Here is a 23,235-nt window from a genome sequence, read left to right on the forward strand (position 1 = left end):
TAGCAAACTCTTATTGCCAGTCGGCTCACAGGTGCGTATAATGGCCGGCGTCGACTGGGATGAAGACGATCCGTTCGAGGAGCAACGCGAGCAGGCAGAGAGTCCGATGCGACGGCTCATATTCGATTTCGGCCGTCCGTACTGGTTTTCGATGACTGTCGGACTCATTTCGAGCGTGTTCGCGCGTGCGCTGGATCTGTTGCCGGCGCTGTTACTCGCGGTTGCGATCGACTCGATCTTTGGCGAACAGGCGTTTCACGAGCAGGTGCCACTGTCCGTGCTGCCGGAGGCGTGGCTGCCGACGACGCCGGAAGAGCAGTTCGCGTTCGTCGTCATCGCTATCGCTGGTTCGTTCGTCCTCGGCGCGGTGTTTCACTGGCTGCGAAACTGGGGGTTTAACTCCTTCTCACAGGATGTCCAGCACGACGTGCGAACGGCGACGTACGACAAGATGCAGCGCCTCGATATGGAGTTTTTCTCGAACAAGCAGACCGGTGAGATGATGTCGGTGCTCTCGAACGACGTCAACCAACTCGAGCGCTTCCTCAACGAGGGGATGAACTCGGCGACCCGGCTAATCGTGATGGTGTTCGGGATTACCTTCCTGCTGTTCTGGCTCAACCCGCAACTGGCGCTGGTTTCGCTCGCGCCTGTTCCGTTAATTGCGATCTTCACCTACATTTTCGTCCAGAAAATCCAGCCGAAGTACGCCGCCGTCCGCTCCTCGGTCGGGAAGGTCAACTCCCGACTCGAGAACAACCTCGGTGGCATCAACGTGATCAAGTCCTCGAACACCGAGGAGTACGAGTCCGACCGCGTCAACGATGTTTCGCGCAAGTACTACGATACTAACTGGGAAGCCATTTGGCTCCGAATCAAGTTCTTCCCGGGCCTGCAGGTGATTTCGGGGATCGGTTTCGTCCTGACGTTCCTGGTCGGCGGTTACTGGGTACTCATGGGCACTGCACCGGGGCCGTTCACGGGGACACTCGAGACCGGTGTCTTCGTCGCGTTCATCATGTACACCCAGCAACTCGTCTGGCCGATGGCCCAGTTCGGACAGGTCATCAATATGTACCAGCGCGCGGAGGCCTCGAGCGAACGGATCTTCGGCCTGATGGACGAACAGGGGCGCATCGAGCGCGACGAGGATGCCAACGATATCGAGATCCGAGACGGTCGAGTCGAGTACGACAACGTTAGTTTCAGTTACGAGGACGAACTGCACGATACCGACGAAGATGCAGACGGGACTCCGGCCGAGGACCTGATCATCGACGACATCAGTTTCGACGTCGACGGTGGCGAGACAGTCGCACTCGTCGGCCCAACGGGTGCCGGCAAGTCGACCGTCCTCAAACTCCTCCTCCGGCTCTACGACGTCAACGAGGGGGCGATCCGCATCGACGGACAGGACGTCCGCGACGTCTCGCTTGCCAGTCTCCGCCAGTCGATGGGCTACGTCGGCCAGGACTCGTTCCTCTTCTACGGCACCGTCGAGGAGAACATCACCTACGGCACCTTCGGCGCGGACCGCGAGGATATCGTCGAGGCCGCCAAAGCCGCTGAGGCCCACGAGTTCATCCAGAACCTCCCCGAGGGGTACGACACGATGGTCGGCGAGCGCGGCGTCAAACTCTCGGGCGGTCAGCGCCAGCGCGTCGCCATCGCCCGCGCGGTCCTCAAGGATCCTGACATCCTCATCCTGGACGAGGCGACCAGCGACGTCGACACGGAGACCGAGATGCTCATCCAGCGCTCGATCGACGACCTGACTGAGAATCGAACCACCTTCGCCATCGCCCACCGTCTCTCGACGATCAAGGACGCCGATCAGATCCTCGTCCTCGAGGACGGCCGAATCGTCGAACGCGGTACCCACGCCGAACTACTGCAGAACGAAGGCCTCTACTCGCATCTCTGGGGCGTTCAGGCCGGCGAAATCGACGAACTCCCACAGGAGTTCATCGAGCGCGCCCAGCGTCGCCACGCGCGCACAGAAATTAGTGACGACTAATTCGGCGATAACCACCTCCGCGATAACTACCTCAGCGACGACGCAGCGACAACTTAGTTCGCCCTCAGAACGACTCCTGCTCGCGCTGGCCTTCCTGGTCCGGCGCACCCTCGTCCTGCCTCTCCTCACCCACCGCGGGCGGCGTTCGGTCGCTGTAGTTTTTCCGCCCGATCGCCTCGTCGCCGACCATGTTCATGATCGCCTGTTCGACTTCCCCGTAGTCCCGATACTCCTCCTCGTTCAGCGGCCCGATGATCTCCTCGAGTGTCGCCGTTTTCTCATTCATCTCGAGTTCCGTGTCGCCGTGTGTCTCGAGTAACTCGTCTTGGCTGATCGGATACTCCACCGACTCGAGTTCGTCGCCGAGGTCGCCCAGTTCGACGCCGAGTTCGCGGCTGTCGTCGGTCATAGTGGCCTTTCGTCGATGGGGCGGAAACCGGTTGACCTTGCGTTCGCCACGGTGGCGTATGTGGTGTTTCCGGACCCTGAGGTGCCGTGTCACGTGTCACGAGTTACGAGTTACGAGTCACGAGTCACCGACGGTTTCATGTCCGAACGCCGAGCCTATGCTGCTATGGACATCGCCAGCGCCACCTGGACCGACGTGGGGGAACTCGAGGCCGACCTCGCGGTCGTTCCCGTCGGCAGCACGGAACAGCACGGCCCGCACGCACCGCTCGGAGCCGACGTACTCACCGCCGAGGCAGTCGCCGACGCCGGACTCGAGCGCACTGATCGTGACGTGCTCCGAGCGCCAGCGATTCCGATCGGCGTCGCGGAGGAACACCGCCAGTTTCCGGGCACGATGTGGGTCTCGCCGGACACCTTCCGCAGCTACGTCAGCGAAGCCGTCCAGAGTCTGGCCCACCACGGCGTCGAACGCGTCGTCCTCGTCAACGGCCACGGCGGCAACGTCGACGCGCTCCGAGAGGTCGGTGCGCGGCTCACGCGCGACGGCGACGCCTACACCGTCCCGTTCACCTGGTTCAACGCAGTCGGAGAGCACTCTGCTGATATGGGCCACGGTGGGCCACTCGAGACGGCCCTCCTTCGACACGTCGAACCCGAACTGGTCCGCGAAGACCGCATCGAAGAAGCGCGCGACGGCGCTGCCGATGGCTGGGGCGAGTGGACGAGTTACGTGAACCTGGCCTACGATTCCGCACAGTTTAGCGAAAACGGTGTCGTCGGGGATCCAGCCGAGGGCGACGCGGAGCGAGGCGAGAAGCTACTCGAGTTGGCGGCCGAGTCGCTGGTGCGGTTGCTGGATGCGGTTGCGGAGCGGGATGTGTCGGTGGCCGATAGCCGGTAGTTGTCGTCTGTAGCGGGTAGCGCGCAGCTAGTAGCGGGTAGCAGGTGGCGGGTATCGCGGCTGGTGGCGGGTATCGCGGCTGGTGGCGGGTATCGCGGCTGGTGGCGGGTATCGCGGCTGGTGGCCGGTATCGCGGACGGATCTGAAACGACGTTATTCTTCGTCGCCGTCGTCATCCTCTTCGTCGCCATCGTCAGCCGCCTCCTCCTCTTCGTCGGCGTCTGCATCAGGGCCGGCGTCCTCGAGTGCCCCGCGCAGCGCTGGAATCGTCGCGGTGAGGTCACCGACCTGCTCGCCGGCATCGCTGATATCTGCGATGGTCGCTTCGAGATTAGCAATCTCTTCTTCGAGGTCCTCGGCATCGTCGAAGGCATCGGCGCGCTGGCCCATGGTGAACCACTTCTTCGCGTCGCGGAGGTGCTCTTCGGCGTCGCCGGCGTCGAGTGCTGAGTTGAGTGCGTTGAGCATGCCGAGGACGTTATCTGCGTCGGCCTCCCAGACGTCGTCCGAGTCGGGGAGGGCGTCCCAGGCGTCCGCGAGCGAGGATTCGACGTCCTCGCGCATTTCGTTGGCCGCTTCGCCGAAGAGTTCCTCGTCGTCGCCGAGTGTCGCTTGGCTCATGTCACCACGTTCACGGTCACCGAGGTTAAAAGGTCGCCCGAAAGTGAAAGTGAAAATTGGCGGGAGCGAATCGGTACCGTCCGAACGGCGAGCACGTTTCGAAAGGAAGGTCATCTGTTGTGTGGGTATCGCTTGATCACTCCGTTCGGGTCGCCCGTGTCGTGTCCCGTTCAGTCTCCCGCGTCGCGGCCACTCACGGAAACCACTTTCATCATCGGGTAGCCGTCTTCCATCGCCATCTGCGTCACGACCTCTCGGCCTTCGTACTCGATTACGATTTCGACCTCGAGAAACCGTCCCGTCAGTTCAGTGTAGTCGGCCGCCGACCCAGCGAGTTCGGACTCGAGTTCGTCCGTGCGAACGTCGACAGTCACGTCGACGCAGTGGGGTTGGTTCTCGATGGATGCTTCCATCGCGCGGGCGAGGCTTGGAGCGCTCTCGGGTGCGACGGGCGTGCCGGCGAACTGGTGATAGAGCGTGCCGAACTTGATGCCGGCCTCGAAGCAGGCGGTTTCGGCGGTTGTCGGGGCTGTTGGGGCTGTCGGGGCTGTCGATGCTGCTGCCGTTTCCGAGTCGGCTGGCTCGGATTCGTCGTCGCTCTCGCTCATAGTCACGGGTTCGCGGGCGGGATGGAAGGCCGTTGCGCTCCGCCGTTCCACTTCATCTGGCCGCGGTGTGACACCGACGTACGTCCCGGTCCAGAACCGCATGGTTCTTATCGACGCTTTCCCTCACACCGAACGAATGGCACAGTCGGTCCTGCTTACCGGGGCTGCGGGGCGCGTCGGAACGGCGATCCTCGCCGACCTCGCGGACGAACACGAGTGGCGGCTGATGGATCGCGACCCGATGACGGAGGACCATCCTGGCGAATTCGTCGTCGCGGATATCACCGACGAGGAAACCGTCCGCGACGCGATGGAGGGCATCGACGTGGTCATCCACCTCGCGGGCGACCCGCGTCCGGAAGCGCCCTGGGATAGCGTCCTGACGAACAACATCGACGGCACGCAGACGATTTTCGAGGCCGCAGTCGACGCCGACGTGGAGAAGGTTGTCTTCGCATCCTCGAATCACGCCGTTGGCGCGTACGAAACCGAAGAACGCACTCCCGAGATGTACCGCGCGCACGACGACTACTTGCTCGACGGCACGGAACTCCCGCGACCGGGGAACCTCTACGGCGTCTCCAAGGCCGCCGGCGAGTCGCTCGGGCGGTACTACCACGACGAACACGGCCTCTCCGTCGCCTGCGTTCGGATCGGAAATCTCACGAAGGGCCATCCACCAATCGATTACGAGCGCGGGCAGGCGATGTGGCTCTCCTACCGCGACTGTGCACACCTGTTCGACCGCTGCATCCGCGCGGAGTACGAGTACGAAATCGTCTATGGCATCTCCGACAACGACCGCAAATACTACTCGATCGATCGCGCGAAAGCGGTGCTGGGCTACGAGCCACGGGACAACTCAGCCGAGCACAACTGAGGGCGGTTTTTCGGACGGAATCGAAATTGGATGGCGTTTGAGAGCTTTTGCTCCCGTAGTGATTTGCTCCCGACAAAGCCGTTGGATCACCTGTTGAAGGCCGTTGGATCGCCTGTTGAAAACAGATGGATCGCCTGTTGAAAACAGATGGATCGCCTGTTGAAAACAGATGGATCGCCTGTTGAAAACAGATGGATCGCCTATTGTGGCGTGAAACTGCAGTTCGCTCCTCCGTGAGTCTGCTTGTCGTCTTTGTTTCCCGCCGGATCAGGGTTCGTCTCGACGTTCGGCGGTCGCGTTTGTCGCCTCGCGCACCGCCTGTTCGAACGCGTTGCTCGTGATACCGTATCGCGTATATCCGGCGGCTGTTCGTGTCCGCGAGACGGCGACGACAGGCTCACGGTCGACGTAGAGTCTCCAGTCGTCGCCGTTCTCGACGTCGACTCCTCTGAACTGGATCTCTACGCCGTGGCTCGACTCGAGTCGCTCGACGACTGGCGGAACGAGTACGTGATCCTGGAACTGTGGCGGCCGATACGGCGAGAGGTCATGCGCTCGAAACTCCTCGACAGCGTTGCGCCACCACGCGGGAAGCTCGGAGACATCGATGTCCGCGTACGGCTCGTCGCGGTCCAACCAGCCAGGGGCACGCTCGTCGCCGTCGCGTTCGATATTGCGGTCGTCCTCGGCGGTCATCGTGCCGTTACAGGCCCACGTAGAGTTCGCCGTCGATCTCTCGAACGTCGTAGGTCGGGAGGCGATACTTGTCACTGGCCGTGTGTCGCCCGTCCGTGACGTCGAACTCCCAGCCGTGCCACGGGCAGGCGACGATCTCGTCCTCGCAGCTCCAGACGAGGTCTTCGTCCTCGTCGACCTCGAGCGTGCCGCTTAGCAGCCCTTCGCAGGCCGGACCGCCCTGGTGGGGACAGTAGTTCGAGAGTGCGTAGAGGTCGCCGTTCGAGTTGAAGACCGCGACCTCGCGCCCCTCGACGTCCGCGATGATCCGTTCGCCTTCCTCGAGTTCGTCCGCGGAAGCGACGTGATGGAGGCCGTCGGTTTCGGGGTTTTGTGTATCGTTCGTCGCCATATTAGTCGAAGTCGTACACCCGTTCTGCCGTTTTCCCGTAGATATTCTGAATCTCCTCGCTCGAGAACTCCGAGCGAAGGATCTTCAGCAGTTCGTCAGTGTTGTCGAAGTCGAAGTGCGGATAGTCCGAGGAGAACATGAGATTGTCCTCGCCCTCGAACAGCCGGGTGATCTGGTTGAGATACTGCGGGTCGTCGGCGCCTTCAACCGGCTGGCTCGTCAGGTAGAACTGATCCTTGAGGTACTCGCTCGGAAGCTTCTCGAGCATCGGTGCGTCCCACTTCGCGCCCATGTAGTCGTGATCCATCCGGCGCATGAAGTATGGGTACCAGCCGAGTCCGGCCTCCTGGATAACGAACTCGAGATCGGGGAACCGTTCGGGAACGCCCTGTGTGATCATGTCAGCCAGATTCGTCTGGTGCATCATGTTGTGCGAGGTAGCGTGAACTGGTAGTGCGCGGTTCATCGACTTCCAGGTCGAGGGGAACCGAGTCATCATCGTCCCGCCGGCGTTGTGCATCTTGATCGGCAGGCCGGCTCGCTCACAGGCCTCGTACAGCGGGTAGTAGCGCTCGTTCCCCAGGGTCGGATCGACCGAGCCGCTGGGAATCATGACGGCGACGATCCCGTCTTCGTCGGCCCGACGGTCGACCTCTTCGGCGGCCTCGACCGGCTTCTGCGGTGCAACGATCGCTGCGCCGTAGACGCCGTTGTCCGTGTCGATCACTTCGTCGAGCAGCCAGTTGTTGTACGCCGTCGCCAGCGCGGCGGCCAGATCGTCGTGGTGGACGGCCCCCAGATAGAGGTTCTGAGTCGGGGTCGCGATTGCCTTGTCCCATTCGATCAGGTCTTTTCCCTTCTGGATGTCGTCGGCCGTTCGGACGGTTTCGGAGTCGGCTTTTCCCATCGTCACGGAGTACACCATCCCGTGAGCGGGATAGACGCGCCCGAGATAGCCGTAGTCGTCGCCACCCTGGGTGTTCAACATCTCGTCGAACGGACTCTCGAGGTACGGAAAGATATCTTCCTGCCGTTCGGTCAGGTGGAAGTCCGTGTCCACGATGACCTCGAGGTCGTCGATAGACCGGATCCGATCCGCCTGTTGTGTCGTCGAACTCATCGATTCTATCATGGTCGATAGTGCATAAATAACGAAGGGCGATTTCCGCGCGTGAAACGCTATACCGGTCGAATAGCCTCTTTTAGAGACAGTCGTTGATCTTCGTCGCACCGTAAACGCCCTCGAGACGACGGGTAGCCGCTTCGTCGACGGGACCGGCCCCCGGAGAGTAGTCGACCAGCATCTGTTCGCTGCTAGAGAACGATTAACTACTCTGTTTCCCAGTAGAAAACGACTTTGCGTTCGAGTTCGCAGGTAGCATATCGATGACTGACTGGAAACCGGGCGGTCCGGAGCCTGGAGACGATGAATCGACTATCAAGAGCGTCGATACCTCGTTCGCTATTGTTACAGCCCTGAAAGAGCGTGACAGTGCTGGCGTGACCGAGTTAGCGGACGCGACCGGACTCTCGAAGAGTTCGGTCCACAAACACCTGCGGTCGCTGTTGAAACACGATTTCGTGGTCACAGACGGCGACGAGTACCGACTCGGACTTCGGTATCTCGATCTGGGTGCTCACGTGCGAGCGCAGATACCGGGGTCGTCAGAGATCAAACGCAAACTGCGCGAACTCGCAGAGCAGGCTGGTGAAAGCGCCCAGTTCGCCGTCGAGGAGCGCGGCAAGGCCGTGGTCCTCTACCGGGAGGTGAGCCACGGCGGCGTCTACTCCCGCGGGCGCGTCGGCCGACGGTTCTACATGCACCAGACCGCTGCCGGAAAAGCACTGCTCTCACAGTTTTCCGAGCAGTGGGTCCGTGAAATCGTTGCCCGACACGGGCTCCCGGCAACGACTCCTCATACCATCACTGACGAGGACGCGCTGTTCGAAGAACTCGAGGAGGTACGGGAACGCGGCGTCGCGTTCAACAGCGAGGGAAGCACCGAGGGCCTTCGATCCGTCGCTGTGCCGGTTTCGGGACCCGATGGCGACGTTCTCGGGGCGTTCGCCGTCGCCGGGCCAACACACCGACTCGAGGGGGAGCGGTTCGAGACGGAGATTCCGGACCTCCTCCGTAGCATCGTCAACGAACTCGAGTTGAACCTGGCGTATTCGTGAGGACGGCAGACTGCCTGGCGACGTCCGCTTCGATGGCTCGCTGGTCGCGTCTGCAGGCGTCGTTCGCTCTCCAGGACGACGAGAGCAGTTGGAGTGGCTGACACAGGGGCCGCAACTGGACGGCTGACCAGGCTGTTGCCCGCATGCGCTGGCGTGTGCTGACCCCGCCCAGCACGACTGCGACCCGTGGTCAGTCGTGCTGTCTCCCCTTTCTCTCCACAACCGCTCTCTGTGCACCCTCAGAACAGTCCTTCCACATCCGACTCCTTCGCTTGTCGCCGATCGACGTGTCCCGCTAGCCGCTGGGCGACAATTCCGCGGTGAGCATCCTCGCGGACGAAATCGAACAGCAGCGAGATGAACGCGCTGTCGTCCTCGCCCGCCGCCAGATCGTGCTCGGCGTACTCGAGTCCCTGCTCGATCACTCCCGCCTCGTAGCCGAGTTCGCCGGCGAGGACGAGCGCGGCAATCGCCGTCGCGTCGAAGCCGAGGTCGTCGCGCGTCGGCACGTCGCCTTCGTGTTCGATGCGGACGGGCGGACGCCGTTCGACGAGTTCGGGGTCGGCGGCGAGTGCGGCGAGGAACGAGCGCAGGGGCGGGAGTCGAACGTTGCGATAGGTGTCCGGGAGATCGGCGAGGTACTCGAGTGCGCTTTCGGCCAGCCCAACTGCGCCCTCCCAGTTTTGCGTGTGCGCGTGGTGGACGGCGGCGGTGGCCTGGATGAGGCCGTGGAGTAGTTGTTCATCGTCGGTGCCACTGTCTAGGTCGAGCCAGTGGTCTTCCCAGGCGTCGTGGGCGGCGTGGTAGAAGCCGTCGTTGTAGATGGCGATGCCGGCCCGGAGGTGGTCGCGCATAGGTGGCTGTCTGCTGGTCAGTAGTCGGGGGAGAGTGGAGAGGGTGTCGGTGGCTGGTTCTTCTGACGGCGGTATGGTGCTGTCTAGTCGAGCGGACTGGTGACAACTGCTGAATCAGGGTTTTGACTGGCGGCAGGAACTGAAAGTGCCGGATACGTACCGCCTCCGGCGGGGCGGGCAGACAACTGTCGAAACGGAGAGTGCGGCCAAACCATGACGGAAACTGGACGCCGGGATGCACTCTCTGACCGGTTACTCACCGCCACCGGTGAGGCGGTACTCGATCCGAGCACGGAATCGCATATTATTATGCGCGCAGTTCCGACTGTTTAGGCTCCCGTTGTGTCGGGCGAAATGGTTCTATGGCCACCCTAAGAGTTCTCTCGACGGATTCGACCGGCAGATTCTGTTCGACTGCGAACGTCGGTGTCGGTCACTCGCTCTACTCGTCGTCCCAGTTCCAGCGGAACTGGCCGTCTCGCTGAACGACCTCGCCGTCGATTTCGAGCTGCGACTCCTCGCTCACGTCGGTAATCATGTCGACGTGGACCGCCGAATCGTTGCCCGTCTCTCCCTCCGGCAGGCAGGCGTCGTAGGCCCGGCCGAGCGCCAGGTGGATCGTATCGCCCATCTTCTCGTCGAAGAGGATGTTGTCCGTATAGCGGTCGATGCCGCGGTTCATCCCAATTCCGAGTTCGCCCAGGCGGCGCGCACCCTCGTCTGCGTCGAGAATGTCGCCAATGACGGCTTCGCCCTGGTCGGCGTCGTAGTCGACGACCTCACCGTCCTCGAACTCGAGTCGGACGTTCCGGACGGCCTCCCCGCGGAGCGTCATCGGCACGTCGAAGGTGACCTCGCCTTCGGTGGCGGCGGGCGCGGTGAAGACCTCGCCGCTCGGGAGGTTGTGTGAGTCGTAGGCGACCGAGGCGGCGCTGTTGACTGCCGTTCGGCCCTCGATACTCATCGTGAGGTCGGTTCCCTCGGAGACGAGTCGGACCTCGGAGCCCTCGTCGAGGAGGTCCTTCATGTTCGCCATCTCGTCGGCCAGTGACTCCCAGTCGCGCAGGATGGCGTCGTAGGCGAACTCCTGGTACTCCTCGTAGGCCATGTTAGCCTGCTGGGCGAGCGAGCGGTTGGGGTGGACGGTCGACACCCAGCGTGTATCGTAGCGCGCCTCGCGGATCTCGTCGCGAGCCTGGCGGTGTGCAGTACGGGTCTCGCCGGGGACGTCTGCCGTCGCGCTCGTGTTCCGTCCGCCGCGAATCGAGAGGTAGACGTCCGTTTCCTCCATGAGCGCGCGTTCGTGACTCGGGTTCTCGTCGAACTCGTCGTCGTGGGCTCGGAGGTACGCGCGTGTGACCTCGCCGGAACTGTAGGTCGCGAGGAGGTTCGCGCCGCGCTCGCCGAGCTTCTCGGCGACAGCGACGGCGAGTTCGTGAGCGTCGGGACCGACAGAGAGAACGACGTTGTCGCCGGCCTCGACGCGGGCGCTCCAGTCTACCAGTACCTCCGCGTGCTCGCGAATGCGTTCGTCCATACCGGCACGTGTGAGTGGTTCCATAAAGTCGTCACCGTTTGGCTCCACGCAGCCCGGTGAGTCGACGGTCATGGGTACAGTCAGGTCGATGCTTCGGCCGCTGCGGAGTCGTTTCGCGAGCGGACGAACGAGACGACCGCGTAGACGACAGGTGTGTCGAGAATCGCAATCGCGAGCTTCAGCAGGTACTGTCCGATAATCAGGCCGATGACACCCTCGAAGCCGGGGTAGAAGCCGACGCCGAGGGTCAGCGGCGCGATCGCGAACGCGATCGAGACGAAGATCACCGTGTCGATCGCTTGACTGCTCGCCGTCGAGGCGATGTTTCGCAGCCAGAGCTTCTCGCGGCCGGTCCGATCTCTGATCCAGTGAAAGATGAGCACGTCCCAGTTCTGGCTGACGACGTAGGCGAGCAGACTCCCGATGACGATGTTCGTCGAGGCACCGAGTACGTTTTCGAACTCGCTCGCGACTGCCGGATCCTGTGCCGGCGCGGCGATCGTCGACCAGACGAGCACGAGCACCACGAAGTTCAGCGCGAAGCCGACGTTGACGACGACCTGTGCCGCTCGCCGTCCGTACAGCTCAGCATAGCAGTCACTCGCCAGAAAGGTCAGCGCGTACGCGAGCGCTGCACCCGGCAACACGAGTTCCGCACCCGTCACTGGGAGTGCAACCGGCAGGGAGAACTCGAGTACCTTCGCGGCCGTCACCTGTGCGGTGACGAGTGCGGCGACGAAGAGGCCGATCAGCGAAACCTGCGGTATGGTGGGTGTTGGTGCCGGTGGCGATGGTGTTGCTCCCGACCGCTGCTCGTGTGTCGGGGTCGCTGCATCGTCGTTTCCCTGCTGGTGTTCCATACCCGCGGGCTCTCTGGCGAGTGATCCTAAACGATGCTATTCGCACGGCCCGCGGCTGGCGGCGACGACGAAGCGCGATCTGCCGCGGTGCGGACAGCCGCTCGACGATGGTGGGACGGGTTGCGAGCGCCAGCCGACAGTTGGGGTGAACCTACGTACCCGCTAATGAAGACATTCGATACCGAAGTCGTTCGGTACTGCCGCTAAGAACAACTGTCTGTCGCCATCTCGGCACACGGCCCGAACATCATCGGCCTCTGGTCTGTTCAAATCGTTTTCGTGTTGCAACTCGAGTAGTGTCCGAAAACGCGCGTTAGATTGCCTGAAACTCCGTTCTATTGCCTGATACGCCATAGATAACAAATAGCCGCTGTCGTGGTGTGAGCGTATGGGTGAAACATGGACGATCTGACCGGGTTCCAACGGGACCTCCTGTACGTCATTGCAGGAGCGGACCAGCCGTCCGGCCAAGATGTAAAGGACGAGATCGAGACATACTACAGCGCCGAGATCAACCACGGGCGGCTGTATCCCAATCTCGACACGCTCGTGAATAAAGAGCTCGTCGAGAAAGGAGAACTCGATCGACGAACAAACTACTACGCGATCAGTGACGAGGGTCGACAACGAATCGAAGACCGACGAGAGTGGGAACGCCAGTACGTCGATGTTTGAGGGTGCGGTGAGTTGAGGGCCTGCGGGCCTGCATGCTTGCGGACTCCACCCAGACCAGGAGACCGACGCGGACGACCGCGGTAAGCCAGTGTCAGTGCCCGCAACCGAGCGACGATTACACTGATATCCTGCGTCAGCAGCCGACTCAAGACCGTGGGCGTCGCGCTAGTCTCGACTCTACGGTTCGTTCGTCGGTACCGTCGCTCCGATTAGCGACACTGCTGGATTATAGCGACCGGGAATTTCCGCTGATCTGGGTAGTCTCTGCCCATATCATGGCAATCTGTTGCCGTCGTTTCCGGCTTTTTCAACAGTGGCCCGTACTCGAAGTACCGAGGTCTTGGGTAGTTGCGTCAGATCCACGTCTCCGGCCTTTCACCTTCTGTCCTCTTCTGCTTCCTGTCGGTGCGAGCGATACCGTTTCCCATGCAATGCCACTGTCGGTACCGTACCGGGTATAAGATCTGGCGCTGGTGGTTCGACAGTGGGGTTATCTGGAGATGTCGGAGGTTACGGTGGCTGTGTGCGGTTGGCCAGAGCTGTGGCTGTGGCTGTAGTTGTAGTTGTGGCTGTGGGTGTCGCCGTAGCTTTTGAACTGACCTGTCGTGTGGAGATCGCGTAGTGTCCGGGCGGCCGGTAGGTGGTGGCGGTGGTAAACTGTTGCCGACCCGGACAGTTTCCTCTTCCGTGTGAGGGATTATTAAACCAACTGTCTTGTGTGCATCGTTGATACAGATAGAACAAGCCCACAGGCATCGTAGCCACTGATCGGCAGTGCGTATCCGACCGAGGGCACCGCGGTTCGAAGCGGACGTGATGAGCGCGGAACCCAGACAGTGTGTTCGGTGTGCAAACAGTTTCAGTTGCTACACGAACTCACGGAGAAAGCCCGCGACTTCAATCGTGAGCGGATGTCAAGATAGCTGGTTCGGTCTGCCATGGGATGTGATACTGTGGGACAAACTTATTGACGGGTGCGGACGTATCTCTGGGCATGCGGTTCGTGATTATCAGCGCTGGCAGGGTCGGCCTTCGGACGGCGCGCGTCCTGCGCGAAGAAGGCCACGATGTGACGATCATCGAACGTGACGAGGCGAAAGTCCGGCGCGCTCGGACCCAGTCGTTCACTGTCATTGACGGCGACGGCTCTCGTGAAGCAGTTCTCGAGGAAGCAGGGGTTGCGGATGCCGATGCGGTCGGTGCGCTGACAGGCGATCTGAACGTCAACTTCACTGCCTGCATGATCGCCAAGCATCACGGCTGTCGGACGGTCATGCGTATCGACGAAGCCTACCGCGAGGGAATCTACCGCAAGTATGCAGAGGAAGTCGACGAGGTGATCTACCCCGAACGACTCGGTGCGATCGGTGCGAAGAACGCCCTCCTCGGCGGCACGATCCGCGCGATTGCGGATATCGCCCAGCACCTCCAGATCGTCGAACTGACGATCACCGACGAGGCACCCGTCAACGGCTACACCATCAGCGAGTTGCAACTGCCTGCTGACGCGACCGTCCTCGCGTTCGGGAAGGACGAACAGCCACTCGAGATTCCCTCCGAGGACGAGTCGCTCGAGGTCGGCGACCGACTCGTCGTGCTCGCCGATTTCGACGTGTTGAGCGAGGTCAGGCAGCTGCTGGTCGGTGATGGATCGAACGAGACGACGACGATTGACGCGGATACTACGACCGGAGGACTCAACTAATGGTTACTGCATTCGTTATGATCAAAGCGAACACCGGTGAGGCGGATCGACTGCGAACAGACATCACGGAACTCGACGGCGTCGAGTCGGCACATATCGTCGCCGGCGATGTCGACCTCATCGCCAAAGCGATGGTCGACACACCGGCCGCAGTCAAGGAAATCGCAGCGACACAGATTCAGGGAATCGAAGGCGTCGAGGACACGCAGACGTATATCGCGATGGACTGATCCGCTTTCCCGAGCGCAACGGAGCGCGTTGTCCAACCGGTGTCCGCTCGTCTACGGCCCGCGATCTGACCGCTTATCGGCCCCTCACAGCGGAACGTTTCCGTTCCCCTGGCCGTCCTCGCGTCCCTGCTCCGTTCCGGACGCCCCATCGGCCGCCTGCTGTCCGCGACTCTGTGCACTCTCTAACAGCGTCGCCGCCGGCCCCTCGTACTCGTAGCCGGGAATAATCCCCTGGGCGTACGTCCCCTCGACGTACTCGATCAACGCCTTCGCATCCGCGACTCCGTTGGCCGCATCCCACGCGGTGAACTCGAGTACCACCGTCACCGTCTCGTCGTGTCGCTCGACCTGCGGCTCTTCGTGAGTGTCCGTCTGTGTGACGGTGAAGACATCTTCGAGTCGCCGTTCCAGTGTCTCGAACCAGCCGTCTTCGACGACGGGAGCGACGGTTTCGTCTGCGACGGCGGCGTCGAGGGTTGGGAGTGTGACCTCGACGGAGACGTATCCGTCGCGCGGTTCCGGGGCGTCGGTTGCAGTGACGTGTGCGTCGAATTCAGTGGTGGTGAGTGCGTATTGTTCGCCGTTATCGGTCGGCTCGAAGGCGTCGTGTGCGCCGAGTTCGCGGTCGACGGCGTCGGGGAGCGATGTCATCGTGGTTCAAACGACGGTCGTTGACGAAAAGGGTGTTACGTTCGGTGTGCTGTGGGCGACTGCTGTGACGGCCCGCCCACAGTACCCCCTCAGCACAGACGACATACCGCGCGGGAATTCCCGATCCGTTTCCTCGACCGGTGCTGTCACGAATGTGAACCAGCCGGTTGGCTCCGAGAGTCACCGATAGGGAACTGTTACAGACACCAATCGCAAGCAGGTGCGGGGCTGTTTCACGATGTCAGCCATCGATTACCCGTGGAAACGACGTGCATTACTACAACCGATACCGACGTGTTTCGTTGGCATGGATCTCGATAGATACGCTGCTGAACGTCGCCGCTTTGCACGCCTCCTCGGAACTGATGGTGATCTCGGTTCTGGCCTCCCGATCGGTGCTGTCTCAGACCAGCGTCCGTCTCCTGCCCGCGACGACGACAGCGACGATTCGACACCCCGTTCGCACGCGCCGGCTGCCGACGACGAAACAGACGACAGTTCGGACGAACGTACACGTGACGCGTCCGAGTCGCGTTCGTACTCGAGTACCGAGCAGTAGCTACTGGAGCCGAGCGACGGCCGCTAGGTGAAGGATTTCTTTTTACCAGTTGTGGCGGACACGGGTAGCGTGGCCTACGCCGAGTCGTCGACGTCACTGAGAACCGTATCGAGTGCCGTCGCAACTTCTTCGAAATCTTTCAGGGTGAGGCCGTCGGTCGTGATGATGACGCCTTTTCGCTCGGTGGTGACCCGGAGTAGAAAGCCGTTGTCGAAGACGCGGATGGTGTAGTTGTACTCGCCGAGTTCGGACCGCTCGTAGGCGGTCTGGACGGTTTTGAAGCCGCGCCACTCGTGGCCGATGAACGTCGAGAGGTCGGCGTCGCGCTCGAGGTCCTCGCGGAGATAGAGCTGTTCGTAGTCGTCGCGGGTGAAGTAGGTGACCGACCGGAGACTGTCGCCGATCGCGGTTCGACAGGTCGTGATAATCCGTTCTGCAGCCGCGGACGTGAGGAGCCCCGTGGTCATACTACCCGGTACCTCAACCTCGGATACCTTAACAGCGGTGGACACGGAAGCCGTGAGAACGGAGTCATCGGTAAGGCCAGGAGAACAGCGTACCATCCCAGGCGCTGTTCGTGACGAGGTTTCGAGCACCCAATTAGTCGAGATGCGACCAGATACGTGTTTGCAACTCGGTGGAGGCGTACAGGTCCCAGTGGGGCGACAACCGGAGTGCTGCGGTTGCGTCTCTCGTTCGATTGTCGCCACGGTCGTCTCGCGTATCAGCTTCGAGCCACCTAGCGATGATCGCAAGGACAGTTGGAGCCAGGTCAGGATCGATCCCGCAATCGAACGATCCGACGGTTGGCCCTTCCTGGGCGGCAATGGCCCGTTCGACTGCCTCGTCGGACCTCGCCGATCCGTCGGCGGTAAGATACGGGTTCAAGACGTGACCGGCCAGCGCCTTGAGCGCGTTCCCACGCAACACGGTCGGTTCGGTCGAGTCCTCGATTGCCTCGAAGAGGAATTCCCGATCGGCCGCATCGAACGGCTCTTGAACGACGTTTTGGGCCACACCAGTCGAGGGGTTCTTGATCACGTTGTACGTGTGACGTTCCCAGCATTCTTTTGCCGCGCGCAGACGCACACCTTTGTCCCCTGCGCGGACGAGAAGAGCGACATCTGCTCGGCGAATGACTGTATCGATATTGGATCGAGTCCCGCCCCTGAACCCGTGCTCCCGGTAGATGTTGGCGACGACATCCGTCGCGTGGTGTTCCGGTGAGCCGTCGTACTCCTCACGGAGCGACAGCGTTCGGCCGTCTCGTTCGTACAACCGTCCGACTGTCCCGTCTTCGGGGTCGAACTCGAGAGTGAGCAGTCGGTCGATACCCTCTGGAGGCACATCGAGCACCGGCCTGGGATCGAACACCATCTGATCGGGTTCGGAAATCATCTTCTGACCGGTTTTCACGACGAGGTTTCCACACGTTGACGAGATGGTTACCTGTCCGAGACATGCTCGGAGTTCGTTTCGGAGCGTAAACGTATCACTATTCTCACCACCCGATTCGTCTGATTTCACGTCCTTGACACACCCCGAACCCGGTAATAGCTGTCCAACTTCCGTGGCCAGATCTCGGAGCCAACCCGGCTTCGAATCTGGTTCGCTGGAAGCTGCCAGACCGTACGATGTGGCATCTTCAAGCACCGAGTCAGTACCGTCTTCGCGCGGCAGTTCGACCGTTACCGTCGTCCACCGCTCCATCCTGTTTGTCGAACCCATTCTCTTCACACTTCGTTGTGTGCATTATTATATGAATATAATGGTGTCCACCGCTGACGACATTCAACTCGGTAGCTAGATCGACTCGATCGCCTGCTCCAGATCCGCGATGATGTCGTCGACGTCCTCGATCCCGACCGAAATGCGCACGAGATCGTCAGTCGTCCCGCTCGCCAGTTTCTCCTCTTCGGTCAACTGCTGATGGGTCGTGCTCGCCGGATGGATGATCAGCGACTTCGCGTCGCCGACGTTCGCCAGCAGGCTGAACAGCTCGACCTCGTTGCAAACCGTCTCCGCGGCGTCGTAACCCCCTTCGAGACCGAAGGTGATCATGCCGCCGTAGCCGCCCTCGAGGTACTTCGTCGCGTTCTCGTGGGTCTCGTGGCTCTCGAGTCCAGGGTAGTTCACCCAGGAGACATCGGTGTGATCCTCGAGGTACTCCGCGACGGCCATGGCGTTCTCTGAGTGTTTTTCCATTCGCAGCGGAAGGGACTCGAGTTTCTGGAGCGTGACCCAGGCGTCGAACGGTGATTGCTGGTTGCCAAGGTCGCGAAGCCCGCGGGTGCGTGCGGCGATCGCGAAGGCCTGCGCGCCGAACGTCTCGGAGAAGTTGATGCCGTGATAGGCCGGATTCGGCTCGGCCAGTTCGGGGTAGTCGCCCTCGTCCCAGGGGAACGAGCCGCCGTCGACGAGGATGCCGCCGACCGTCGAGCCCGCACCGTGGATCCACTTCGTCGTCGAGTTCCAGACGAGGTCCGCGCCGTGCTCGAGTGGCCGGCACAGGTAGGGTGTCGCGAACGTGTTATCGACGAACAGCGGGACGTCGTGTTCGTGCGCGATATCGGCAATCCGCTCGATGTCCGGGGTAACAAGTGCGGGGTTGCCGATCGTTTCGAGGTGAACGAACGCGGTGTCGTCGTCGATCGCCTCGCCGTAGGCGTCGTAGTCGAGCGTGTCGACGAACTTTGTCTCGATACCGCGCTTTGCGACGGTGTGTGTGAGGTAGGTGTACGTTCCGCCGTACAGCGAGGCAGACGAGACGATGTTGTCGCCGACCTCCGCGAGGATGAACGTCGCCAGGTCGAACGCGGCCATCCCCGAGGAGGTGGCGAGCGCGCCGACGCCGCCCTCGAGTTCGGCGATACGCTCCTCTAGCATTGCGTTCGTCGGGTTCATGATCCGCGAGTAGATGTTGCCGAACTCCTCGAGTCCGAACAGCGCCGCAGCATGGTCCGTGTCCTCGAACTCGTAAGACGTCGTCTGGTACAGTGGTGGCGCACGCGCGCCTGTCGTCGGATCTGACTCCTGGCCGGCGTGGATACTGCTCGTCGCGAACTGCCGTTCGTTGCTGTCGTCTCCCATAGGAGAACCTCACAGCGAGCAGACGTAAAGCTGGGAGTAGCTGCAATATCGGTCGACATAGATGACAGTTGCCACCGACACTCGACATTCGACACCCGACTGAAACCCCACAATCAAAACTCGAGTACCCCACAGCGAGGTCACAAGCGTGGCGCACAGTTTCAAGTGCGCAGTCGCGAATGACTCGGCTGATGACGGACGACGGGCCGACCGACGGGGTCGTACAATCCGACGACGATGCTAGTGGCTCCGACTCACCGGTACCGCGATCTGCAATCAGTGACGAACTCGATGTCCCCGACTGTCCGCCGGATCCCGACGAGGCGGCTCACGTCCTCCCCGACGAGAAACTCTCCTATCCCGAGTTCGCGTTCGACGACGGCGAGATGGCTGCGAACGGGAGCTTTGAGCTCGGGCAGTCACTTGACCGCGACGAACTGGGTGACTGGCTCGCGGACCTCGCTGCCGGCCTCGAAAGCCACGATGTCGCTGTCTCGACGACCGATGAAATCGCTATCTTCGGCGTTGGGAGCGGTGACGCTGCGATTTCGTTCGAACCCGACGGCACCGAGACCGGTACTGGTACTGAAACTGGCACTGGTACCGAGTCCGGCACTGGCACCAATGCCCACACGGGAACCCTCGAGGTAACGTTCTCGCTAAACGCGAAACTGATGACGTTCTCGGACGACCCCGACGAACGCCACGCGGGCGCTCGCGCTGGCGAGGGGTTCATCCCGCTCGAGATGCTCACGTCCGACGCAGCGCCGTCGTCGTTTCGGTGCTACAACTGGATCGACGATCCACTCGGTGGCTCGACCGCGGATCCGACCACCAACTCGAGTTCCGACCCCGACCAGTAGCCCGACTGCCGGCCAGACCACCGACTCGGATGACGACACCTGATGCGCTCGACCCGGCCGCAGAAGACTCGTCTCAGCAGCTACTCGAGTAGCGACTCCCCAGTCATCTCCGGCGGCTGGTCGATCCCAATCAACTCGAGCATCGTCGGCGCGATATCGGCCAGGGTACCGCCCTCGCGGACGGCTCGACCGCCGTCCGTCCCGTCGCTCGCGACGTAGACCAGCGGCACCTCGTTGTAGGTGTGTGCTGTGTGTGGCTCGTCTTCGGTTCCCATATCGTCGGCGTTGCCATGGTCCGCCGTGATGAGCACGTCAGCACCGGCGGACTCGAGTGCGTCCGTGAGCCGACCCAGTTGTTCGTCGACGGCTTCGACGGCTGCGATGGCGGCTTCGTAGTCGCCCGTGTGGCCGACCATGTCGGGGTTGGCGTAGTTGAGCACGAGCACGTCCGGATCGTCGCTCTCCACGATCGAGATTGCGGTGTCCGTCACCTCGGGCGCGCTCATCTCCGGCTGCAGGTCGTACGTCGGCACGTCCGGACTCTCGACGATTTCGCGGATCTCGCCGTCGAACTCGACCTCGCGGCCGCCGTTCAGGAAGTAGGTGACGTGTGCGTACTTCTCGGATTCGGCGATCCGAAGCTGCGTGTTGCCCGCGTCTGCGAGCACCTCGCCGAGCACGTTTTCGGGCTGGTTCGGCGGGTACGCGATCGGGAGGTCGAACGTCTTGTCGTACTGAGTCAGCATGACGACCTCGGTGTCTGGCGGGCTGGTTTCGAACTCGTCCGCCCAGTCTTCGGGGCGGATGTCCGCGAGCATGCGGGTGAGCTGGCGTGCGCGGTCCGAACGGAAGTTGAACCAGACGACCGAATCGCCGTCCTGCAGTGCTGGCTGGTCAGTCACGAGGGTTGGCTCGACGAACTCGTCTGTCTCACCGCGGTCGTAGGACTCCTCGACTGCCGCTACTGCGGAGTCGGCTTCATACTCTGCCCGCCGGTCGACGATTGCATCGTACGCCCGCTTCGTTCGCTCCCAGTTCTGGTCGCGGTCCATCGCGTAGTACCGCCCCGAGACCGTCGCGACGTGACCCGTGCCGTGTTCAGCGACGACGGACTCGAGTTCCCGGAGATACTCGCGGCCGCCGGTCGGTGAGGTGTCCCGACCGTCGGTGATCGCGTGCGTGACAGCCTCGACCTCGCGGTCCGCGGCGAGTTCGATGAGGGCGTGGAGGTGCTCCTGGTCTGCGTGGACGCCGCCGTCGCTGACGAGGCCGACGAAGTGGATGCGGCCATCATTGTCGCGCGCGTTCTCGAAGGCGGTGTTGATCGCGTCGTTCTCCCGGAATGAGCCGTCCGCGATGGAGTCCGAAATCCGGGTGTACTCCTGGTAGACGACGCGGCCGGCCCCGATGTTCAGGTGGCCGACTTCGCTGTTTCCCATCTGTCCATCCGGCAGGCCGACGCGGCGGCCGGCGACCTCGAGTTTGCCGGTCGCGCCGGCCGCTGCGAGCCGGTCGAAAGTCGGCGTCTCGGCGGCGGCGACGGCGTCCCGCCCGTTGTCGGTGCCGAGTCCCCAGCCGTCGAGTACGATCAACGCGGCGTCCATGTGTATGTGTGGGCGATACCCGGCCGGGAGTAACTAGCTGTCGCTGTTGGCGAGTGCTACCGTTCTGAACGGAGACAGCTGATCGGTAGCCAGCTGTCGAAGAATAAACAGGGAATCCTCAGCATTCCGAGTCGTGGTCGAACGTCGCCCCACAGTCGCCACAGATGGTGCTCTTTCCGGGTTTGCACCGCTGGGCGAACACCGCACCGCAGTCGTCACAAATCATGTAGAGTCGATGCGCCGGGTCGACGCCGGCCTCGAACTCGAGTTGGATCCAGGCGTCCGGATTCTCGTCTTCGTAGAGTGTCACGCCGCCGTTCGTCTGTCGCCAGTTGACTGCGTGTTCCTCGCGCTCGCCTGTCTCCATACCTCGGTGTGACATCGGGACAGTGAGTTCCATGCGACTATCTCATATAATTTTTCTGATGATATTTTACCCGCCCTCGAGTTAACAGGCTGCGTATATCTCGGTACAATCGGTGGTCAAGGAGTGCCCGCGCTTACGACCGCCGACCACGACCACTGGCTTTTTGCGCTCACGGCGGGAGCCAACGGGCATGACACTCGATCCGGTCCACTTCGACGGCATCGCGCAACTCGCCAGACGGATCGACCACGGCGCTGACGAACGCGACCGCCGCGAGTTCGCCAAAACCGTCTGGGAGTCGTTCCTCGACCCCCTCCGTCACGACGGACGGACGGTACTCGAGCCGGTCGACGAACAGGCCCGCCGGCTGGTCGACTGCGAGGACGTCGCCCTGCAGGACCGCCAGTTCCCGACCGTCCACGGCCTCGACGCGGGGACGATCAACCCGACGACGTTCAAGAACGGGCTCGTCATCGACATCGCGCAGGCCGCGATGAGCACGACGCCGAGCGACCTCGACCTCCATCGCTCCCGGACGACGGTGATGACGGTCCACTCGAACGACGAGACGATGACCGTCGACGAGGAGTGGGGCAAGTTCGACGAGGGCTACAGCCGCAGTCGCGCCGTGAAGATTCCACCGCTGCCCCGGTTCGCCGAGGGCGTCGTCCACGCGCTCGCGCTCTACCTCGCCGAGAGCAAGCACGCGCTCGCCTACGCCGAGGACGTGTCGGACCTGCTCGTCTTAGACGGCCCGCTCTATCCGCGCGGCCTGCTCCGCTGGGCCGACCAGCACCCCGACCTCGCCGACTTCCTGCTCGAGGACCCGCGACCGACGACGGTACTCGAGAACTACGTCCGACTCGTGGAGTCGTTCGTCGACCGCGGCGTCCCCCTGATCGGCTTCGTCAAGAACCCCGCGACGCGGGTTATCACGCGGACGCTGAAGCGCAATCGGGACGTCAACGTCAGCGTTCCCTGGGCCGACGACAGCGCGCTGTTCACCCGCCTCCTCGAGCGCGGCGAGTTCGTCGACGACATCGAGGGCACCCGCTGGGAGCGAGACACAGATGCGCTCACGTACACGAACTGGTTCCGCTCGCGCGGCGGCGTCGACCGCCCGCTATCGATCGAGGGCGACGCACTTGGTGTCGAGCGCCGCCTCGACCGCGAGCAGTACGAGGTCACCTTCTTCGTCGTCTACGACCCGCGCGAGGACCTCATGTTCCGCGTCGAGGCTCCCTACGCGTTCACCCGCGATCCGGAGACGCGCGAGCGCCTCACGATGCAGGTTTTGCAAGACGTGGCGGTTTCCCACGGCCCGCCGACCATCGTCGAGAAGGCCGACGAACTCGCCCGGATCAGCGCCACGGAGAAGCGCTCGCTCAGGGAGACACTCGAGTCCCAGTTCGAGACGTCACAGCGCCGGACGTACGACGATCACCGGTGGGAAGAAGAATACACATGAGTTACTGAAAACAATCAATACTTATGTCCTACATATTCTACAAATTCCTCTACTGGAATATAACGATAA

25 protein-coding genes are annotated in these 23,235 nt (G+C 62.1%); 10 read left to right on the forward strand and 15 right to left on the reverse strand.

Annotated elements, in window-relative coordinates:
* Positions 1-40 precede the first annotated feature (40 nt).
* Positions 41-2,017 carry an ABC transporter ATP-binding protein gene (locus NMAG_RS10770; RefSeq protein ID WP_004267226.1) on the forward strand — a complete coding sequence of 659 codons (1,977 nt, stop codon included), beginning with the start codon at positions 41-43 and terminating at the stop codon, positions 2,015-2,017.
* Between the two features lie 64 nt (positions 2,018-2,081).
* Here NMAG_RS10770 and NMAG_RS10775 read toward each other — a convergent pair whose 3' ends face one another.
* Entirely contained in the window at positions 2,082-2,426 is a 345-nt protein-coding gene (locus NMAG_RS10775; protein ID WP_004267225.1) for a DUF5789 family protein, read from the reverse strand.
* Between the two features lie 165 nt (positions 2,427-2,591).
* Between NMAG_RS10775 and NMAG_RS10780 the strand changes: the two genes are divergently transcribed.
* A complete protein-coding gene (locus tag NMAG_RS10780) occupies positions 2,592-3,329 on the forward strand; it encodes a creatininase family protein (RefSeq protein WP_004267224.1) in 738 nt (245 codons plus the stop codon).
* A gap of 153 nt (positions 3,330-3,482) precedes the next feature.
* Here the strand turns inward: NMAG_RS10780 and NMAG_RS10785 are convergent, their stop codons facing one another.
* The gene (locus NMAG_RS10785) at positions 3,483-3,950 is read right to left on the reverse strand and encodes a DUF5790 family protein (protein WP_004267223.1); all 468 of its coding nucleotides are present in this window, start codon (positions 3,948-3,950) and stop codon (positions 3,483-3,485) included.
* A gap of 170 nt (positions 3,951-4,120) precedes the next feature.
* Complete coding sequence (locus NMAG_RS10790) at positions 4,121-4,558, reverse strand: dihydroneopterin aldolase family protein (protein ID WP_012996654.1); 438 nt, start codon at positions 4,556-4,558, stop codon at positions 4,121-4,123.
* 136 nt (positions 4,559-4,694) lie between these two features.
* Here NMAG_RS10790 and azf point away from each other — a divergent pair, with 136 nt between their 5' ends.
* On the forward strand, positions 4,695-5,438 hold the full coding sequence (gene azf, locus NMAG_RS10795; RefSeq protein ID WP_004267221.1) for an NAD-dependent glucose-6-phosphate dehydrogenase Azf: 744 nt from the start codon (positions 4,695-4,697) through the stop codon (positions 5,436-5,438).
* Between the two features lie 267 nt (positions 5,439-5,705).
* On the opposite strand, the gene NMAG_RS10800 is transcribed toward azf, so the two are convergent.
* Genes NMAG_RS10800 through NMAG_RS10810 form a run of 3 tightly spaced genes read right to left on the reverse strand, consistent with a single transcriptional unit; the run spans position 5,706 to position 7,645 of the window.
* Entirely contained in the window at positions 5,706-6,134 is a 429-nt protein-coding gene (locus tag NMAG_RS10800) for a hypothetical protein (RefSeq protein ID WP_004267220.1), read from the reverse strand.
* Between the two features lie 7 nt (positions 6,135-6,141).
* A complete protein-coding gene (locus tag NMAG_RS10805; RefSeq protein WP_004267219.1) occupies positions 6,142-6,525 on the reverse strand; it encodes a Rieske (2Fe-2S) protein in 384 nt (127 codons plus the stop codon).
* Between the two features lies 1 nt (position 6,526).
* On the reverse strand, positions 6,527-7,645 hold the full coding sequence (locus tag NMAG_RS10810) for an amidohydrolase family protein (RefSeq protein ID WP_004267218.1): 1,119 nt from the start codon (positions 7,643-7,645) through the stop codon (positions 6,527-6,529).
* 266 nt (positions 7,646-7,911) lie between these two features.
* Here NMAG_RS10810 and NMAG_RS10815 point away from each other — a divergent pair, with 266 nt between their 5' ends.
* Entirely contained in the window at positions 7,912-8,703 is a 792-nt protein-coding gene (locus tag NMAG_RS10815) for an IclR family transcriptional regulator (RefSeq protein WP_004267216.1), read from the forward strand.
* Positions 8,704-8,942: 239 nt separating this feature from the next.
* On the opposite strand, the gene NMAG_RS10820 is transcribed toward NMAG_RS10815, so the two are convergent.
* The 3 genes from NMAG_RS10820 to NMAG_RS10830 all read right to left on the reverse strand — a co-directional run bounded on the left by NMAG_RS10820 (position 8,943) and on the right by NMAG_RS10830 (position 11,954).
* A complete protein-coding gene (locus NMAG_RS10820) occupies positions 8,943-9,557 on the reverse strand; it encodes a DUF309 domain-containing protein (protein ID WP_004267215.1) in 615 nt (204 codons plus the stop codon).
* Between the two features lie 442 nt (positions 9,558-9,999).
* Positions 10,000-11,094, reverse strand: a complete 1,095-nt coding sequence (locus NMAG_RS10825) for an aminopeptidase (RefSeq protein ID WP_049916277.1) — start codon at positions 11,092-11,094, stop codon at positions 10,000-10,002.
* A gap of 80 nt (positions 11,095-11,174) precedes the next feature.
* Positions 11,175-11,954 carry a queuosine precursor transporter gene (locus NMAG_RS10830; RefSeq protein ID WP_004267212.1) on the reverse strand — a complete coding sequence of 260 codons (780 nt, stop codon included), beginning with the start codon at positions 11,952-11,954 and terminating at the stop codon, positions 11,175-11,177.
* 399 nt (positions 11,955-12,353) lie between these two features.
* Here NMAG_RS10830 and NMAG_RS10835 point away from each other — a divergent pair, with 399 nt between their 5' ends.
* From NMAG_RS10835 to NMAG_RS10845, 3 genes are all read left to right on the forward strand, one after another.
* Positions 12,354-12,629 carry a PadR family transcriptional regulator gene (locus NMAG_RS10835; RefSeq protein ID WP_004267211.1) on the forward strand — a complete coding sequence of 92 codons (276 nt, stop codon included), beginning with the start codon at positions 12,354-12,356 and terminating at the stop codon, positions 12,627-12,629.
* Positions 12,630-13,623: 994 nt separating this feature from the next.
* A complete protein-coding gene (locus NMAG_RS10840) occupies positions 13,624-14,334 on the forward strand; it encodes a potassium channel family protein (RefSeq protein WP_004267210.1) in 711 nt (236 codons plus the stop codon).
* Positions 14,334-14,564, forward strand: coding sequence for an Lrp/AsnC family transcriptional regulator (locus NMAG_RS10845; RefSeq protein ID WP_004267209.1), 231 nt, complete (start codon positions 14,334-14,336; stop codon positions 14,562-14,564). Before NMAG_RS10840 ends, NMAG_RS10845 begins: the two co-directional genes overlap by 1 nt.
* 84 nt (positions 14,565-14,648) lie before the next feature.
* Here the strand turns inward: NMAG_RS10845 and NMAG_RS10850 are convergent, their stop codons facing one another.
* Positions 14,649-15,215, reverse strand: a complete 567-nt coding sequence (locus tag NMAG_RS10850; protein WP_004267208.1) for a DUF5813 family protein — start codon at positions 15,213-15,215, stop codon at positions 14,649-14,651.
* 307 nt (positions 15,216-15,522) lie between these two features.
* Here NMAG_RS10850 and NMAG_RS10860 point away from each other — a divergent pair, with 307 nt between their 5' ends.
* A complete protein-coding gene (locus tag NMAG_RS10860; protein WP_004267207.1) occupies positions 15,523-15,774 on the forward strand; it encodes a hypothetical protein in 252 nt (83 codons plus the stop codon).
* 74 nt (positions 15,775-15,848) lie between these two features.
* Here NMAG_RS10860 and NMAG_RS10865 read toward each other — a convergent pair whose 3' ends face one another.
* From NMAG_RS10865 to NMAG_RS10875, 3 genes are all read right to left on the reverse strand, one after another.
* Positions 15,849-16,241 carry a DUF7522 family protein gene (locus NMAG_RS10865; protein WP_004267206.1) on the reverse strand — a complete coding sequence of 131 codons (393 nt, stop codon included), beginning with the start codon at positions 16,239-16,241 and terminating at the stop codon, positions 15,849-15,851.
* 133 nt (positions 16,242-16,374) lie between these two features.
* Positions 16,375-17,502, reverse strand: coding sequence for a hypothetical protein (locus tag NMAG_RS10870; protein WP_012996655.1), 1,128 nt, complete (start codon positions 17,500-17,502; stop codon positions 16,375-16,377).
* A 75-nt stretch (positions 17,503-17,577) separates the two neighbouring features.
* Entirely contained in the window at positions 17,578-18,864 is a 1,287-nt protein-coding gene (locus tag NMAG_RS10875) for an O-acetylhomoserine aminocarboxypropyltransferase/cysteine synthase family protein (RefSeq protein ID WP_004267204.1), read from the reverse strand.
* 191 nt (positions 18,865-19,055) lie between these two features.
* On the opposite strand from NMAG_RS10875, the gene NMAG_RS10880 reads away from it, so the two are divergent.
* A complete protein-coding gene (locus NMAG_RS10880) occupies positions 19,056-19,727 on the forward strand; it encodes a hypothetical protein (RefSeq protein ID WP_004267203.1) in 672 nt (223 codons plus the stop codon).
* Positions 19,728-19,807: 80 nt separating this feature from the next.
* On the opposite strand, the gene gpmI is transcribed toward NMAG_RS10880, so the two are convergent.
* Together gpmI and NMAG_RS10890 are read right to left on the reverse strand one after the other, a co-directional pair.
* Positions 19,808-21,331, reverse strand: coding sequence for a 2,3-bisphosphoglycerate-independent phosphoglycerate mutase (gene gpmI / locus NMAG_RS10885; protein WP_004267202.1), 1,524 nt, complete (start codon positions 21,329-21,331; stop codon positions 19,808-19,810).
* Between the two features lie 118 nt (positions 21,332-21,449).
* Positions 21,450-21,698: a hypothetical protein gene (locus tag NMAG_RS10890; RefSeq protein ID WP_191219378.1), complete on the reverse strand. Its 249-nt coding sequence runs from the start codon at positions 21,696-21,698 to the stop codon at positions 21,450-21,452.
* Positions 21,699-21,888: 190 nt separating this feature from the next.
* Between NMAG_RS10890 and NMAG_RS10895 the strand changes: the two genes are divergently transcribed.
* Positions 21,889-23,166, forward strand: a complete 1,278-nt coding sequence (locus NMAG_RS10895) for a DNA double-strand break repair nuclease NurA (protein WP_004267200.1) — start codon at positions 21,889-21,891, stop codon at positions 23,164-23,166.
* Positions 23,167-23,235: the final 69 nt, after the last annotated feature.

Origin of the sequence: Natrialba magadii ATCC 43099, from assembly GCF_000025625.1 — an archaeon.
Classification (GTDB): Archaea; Halobacteriota; Halobacteria; order Halobacteriales; family Natrialbaceae; genus Natrialba; species Natrialba magadii.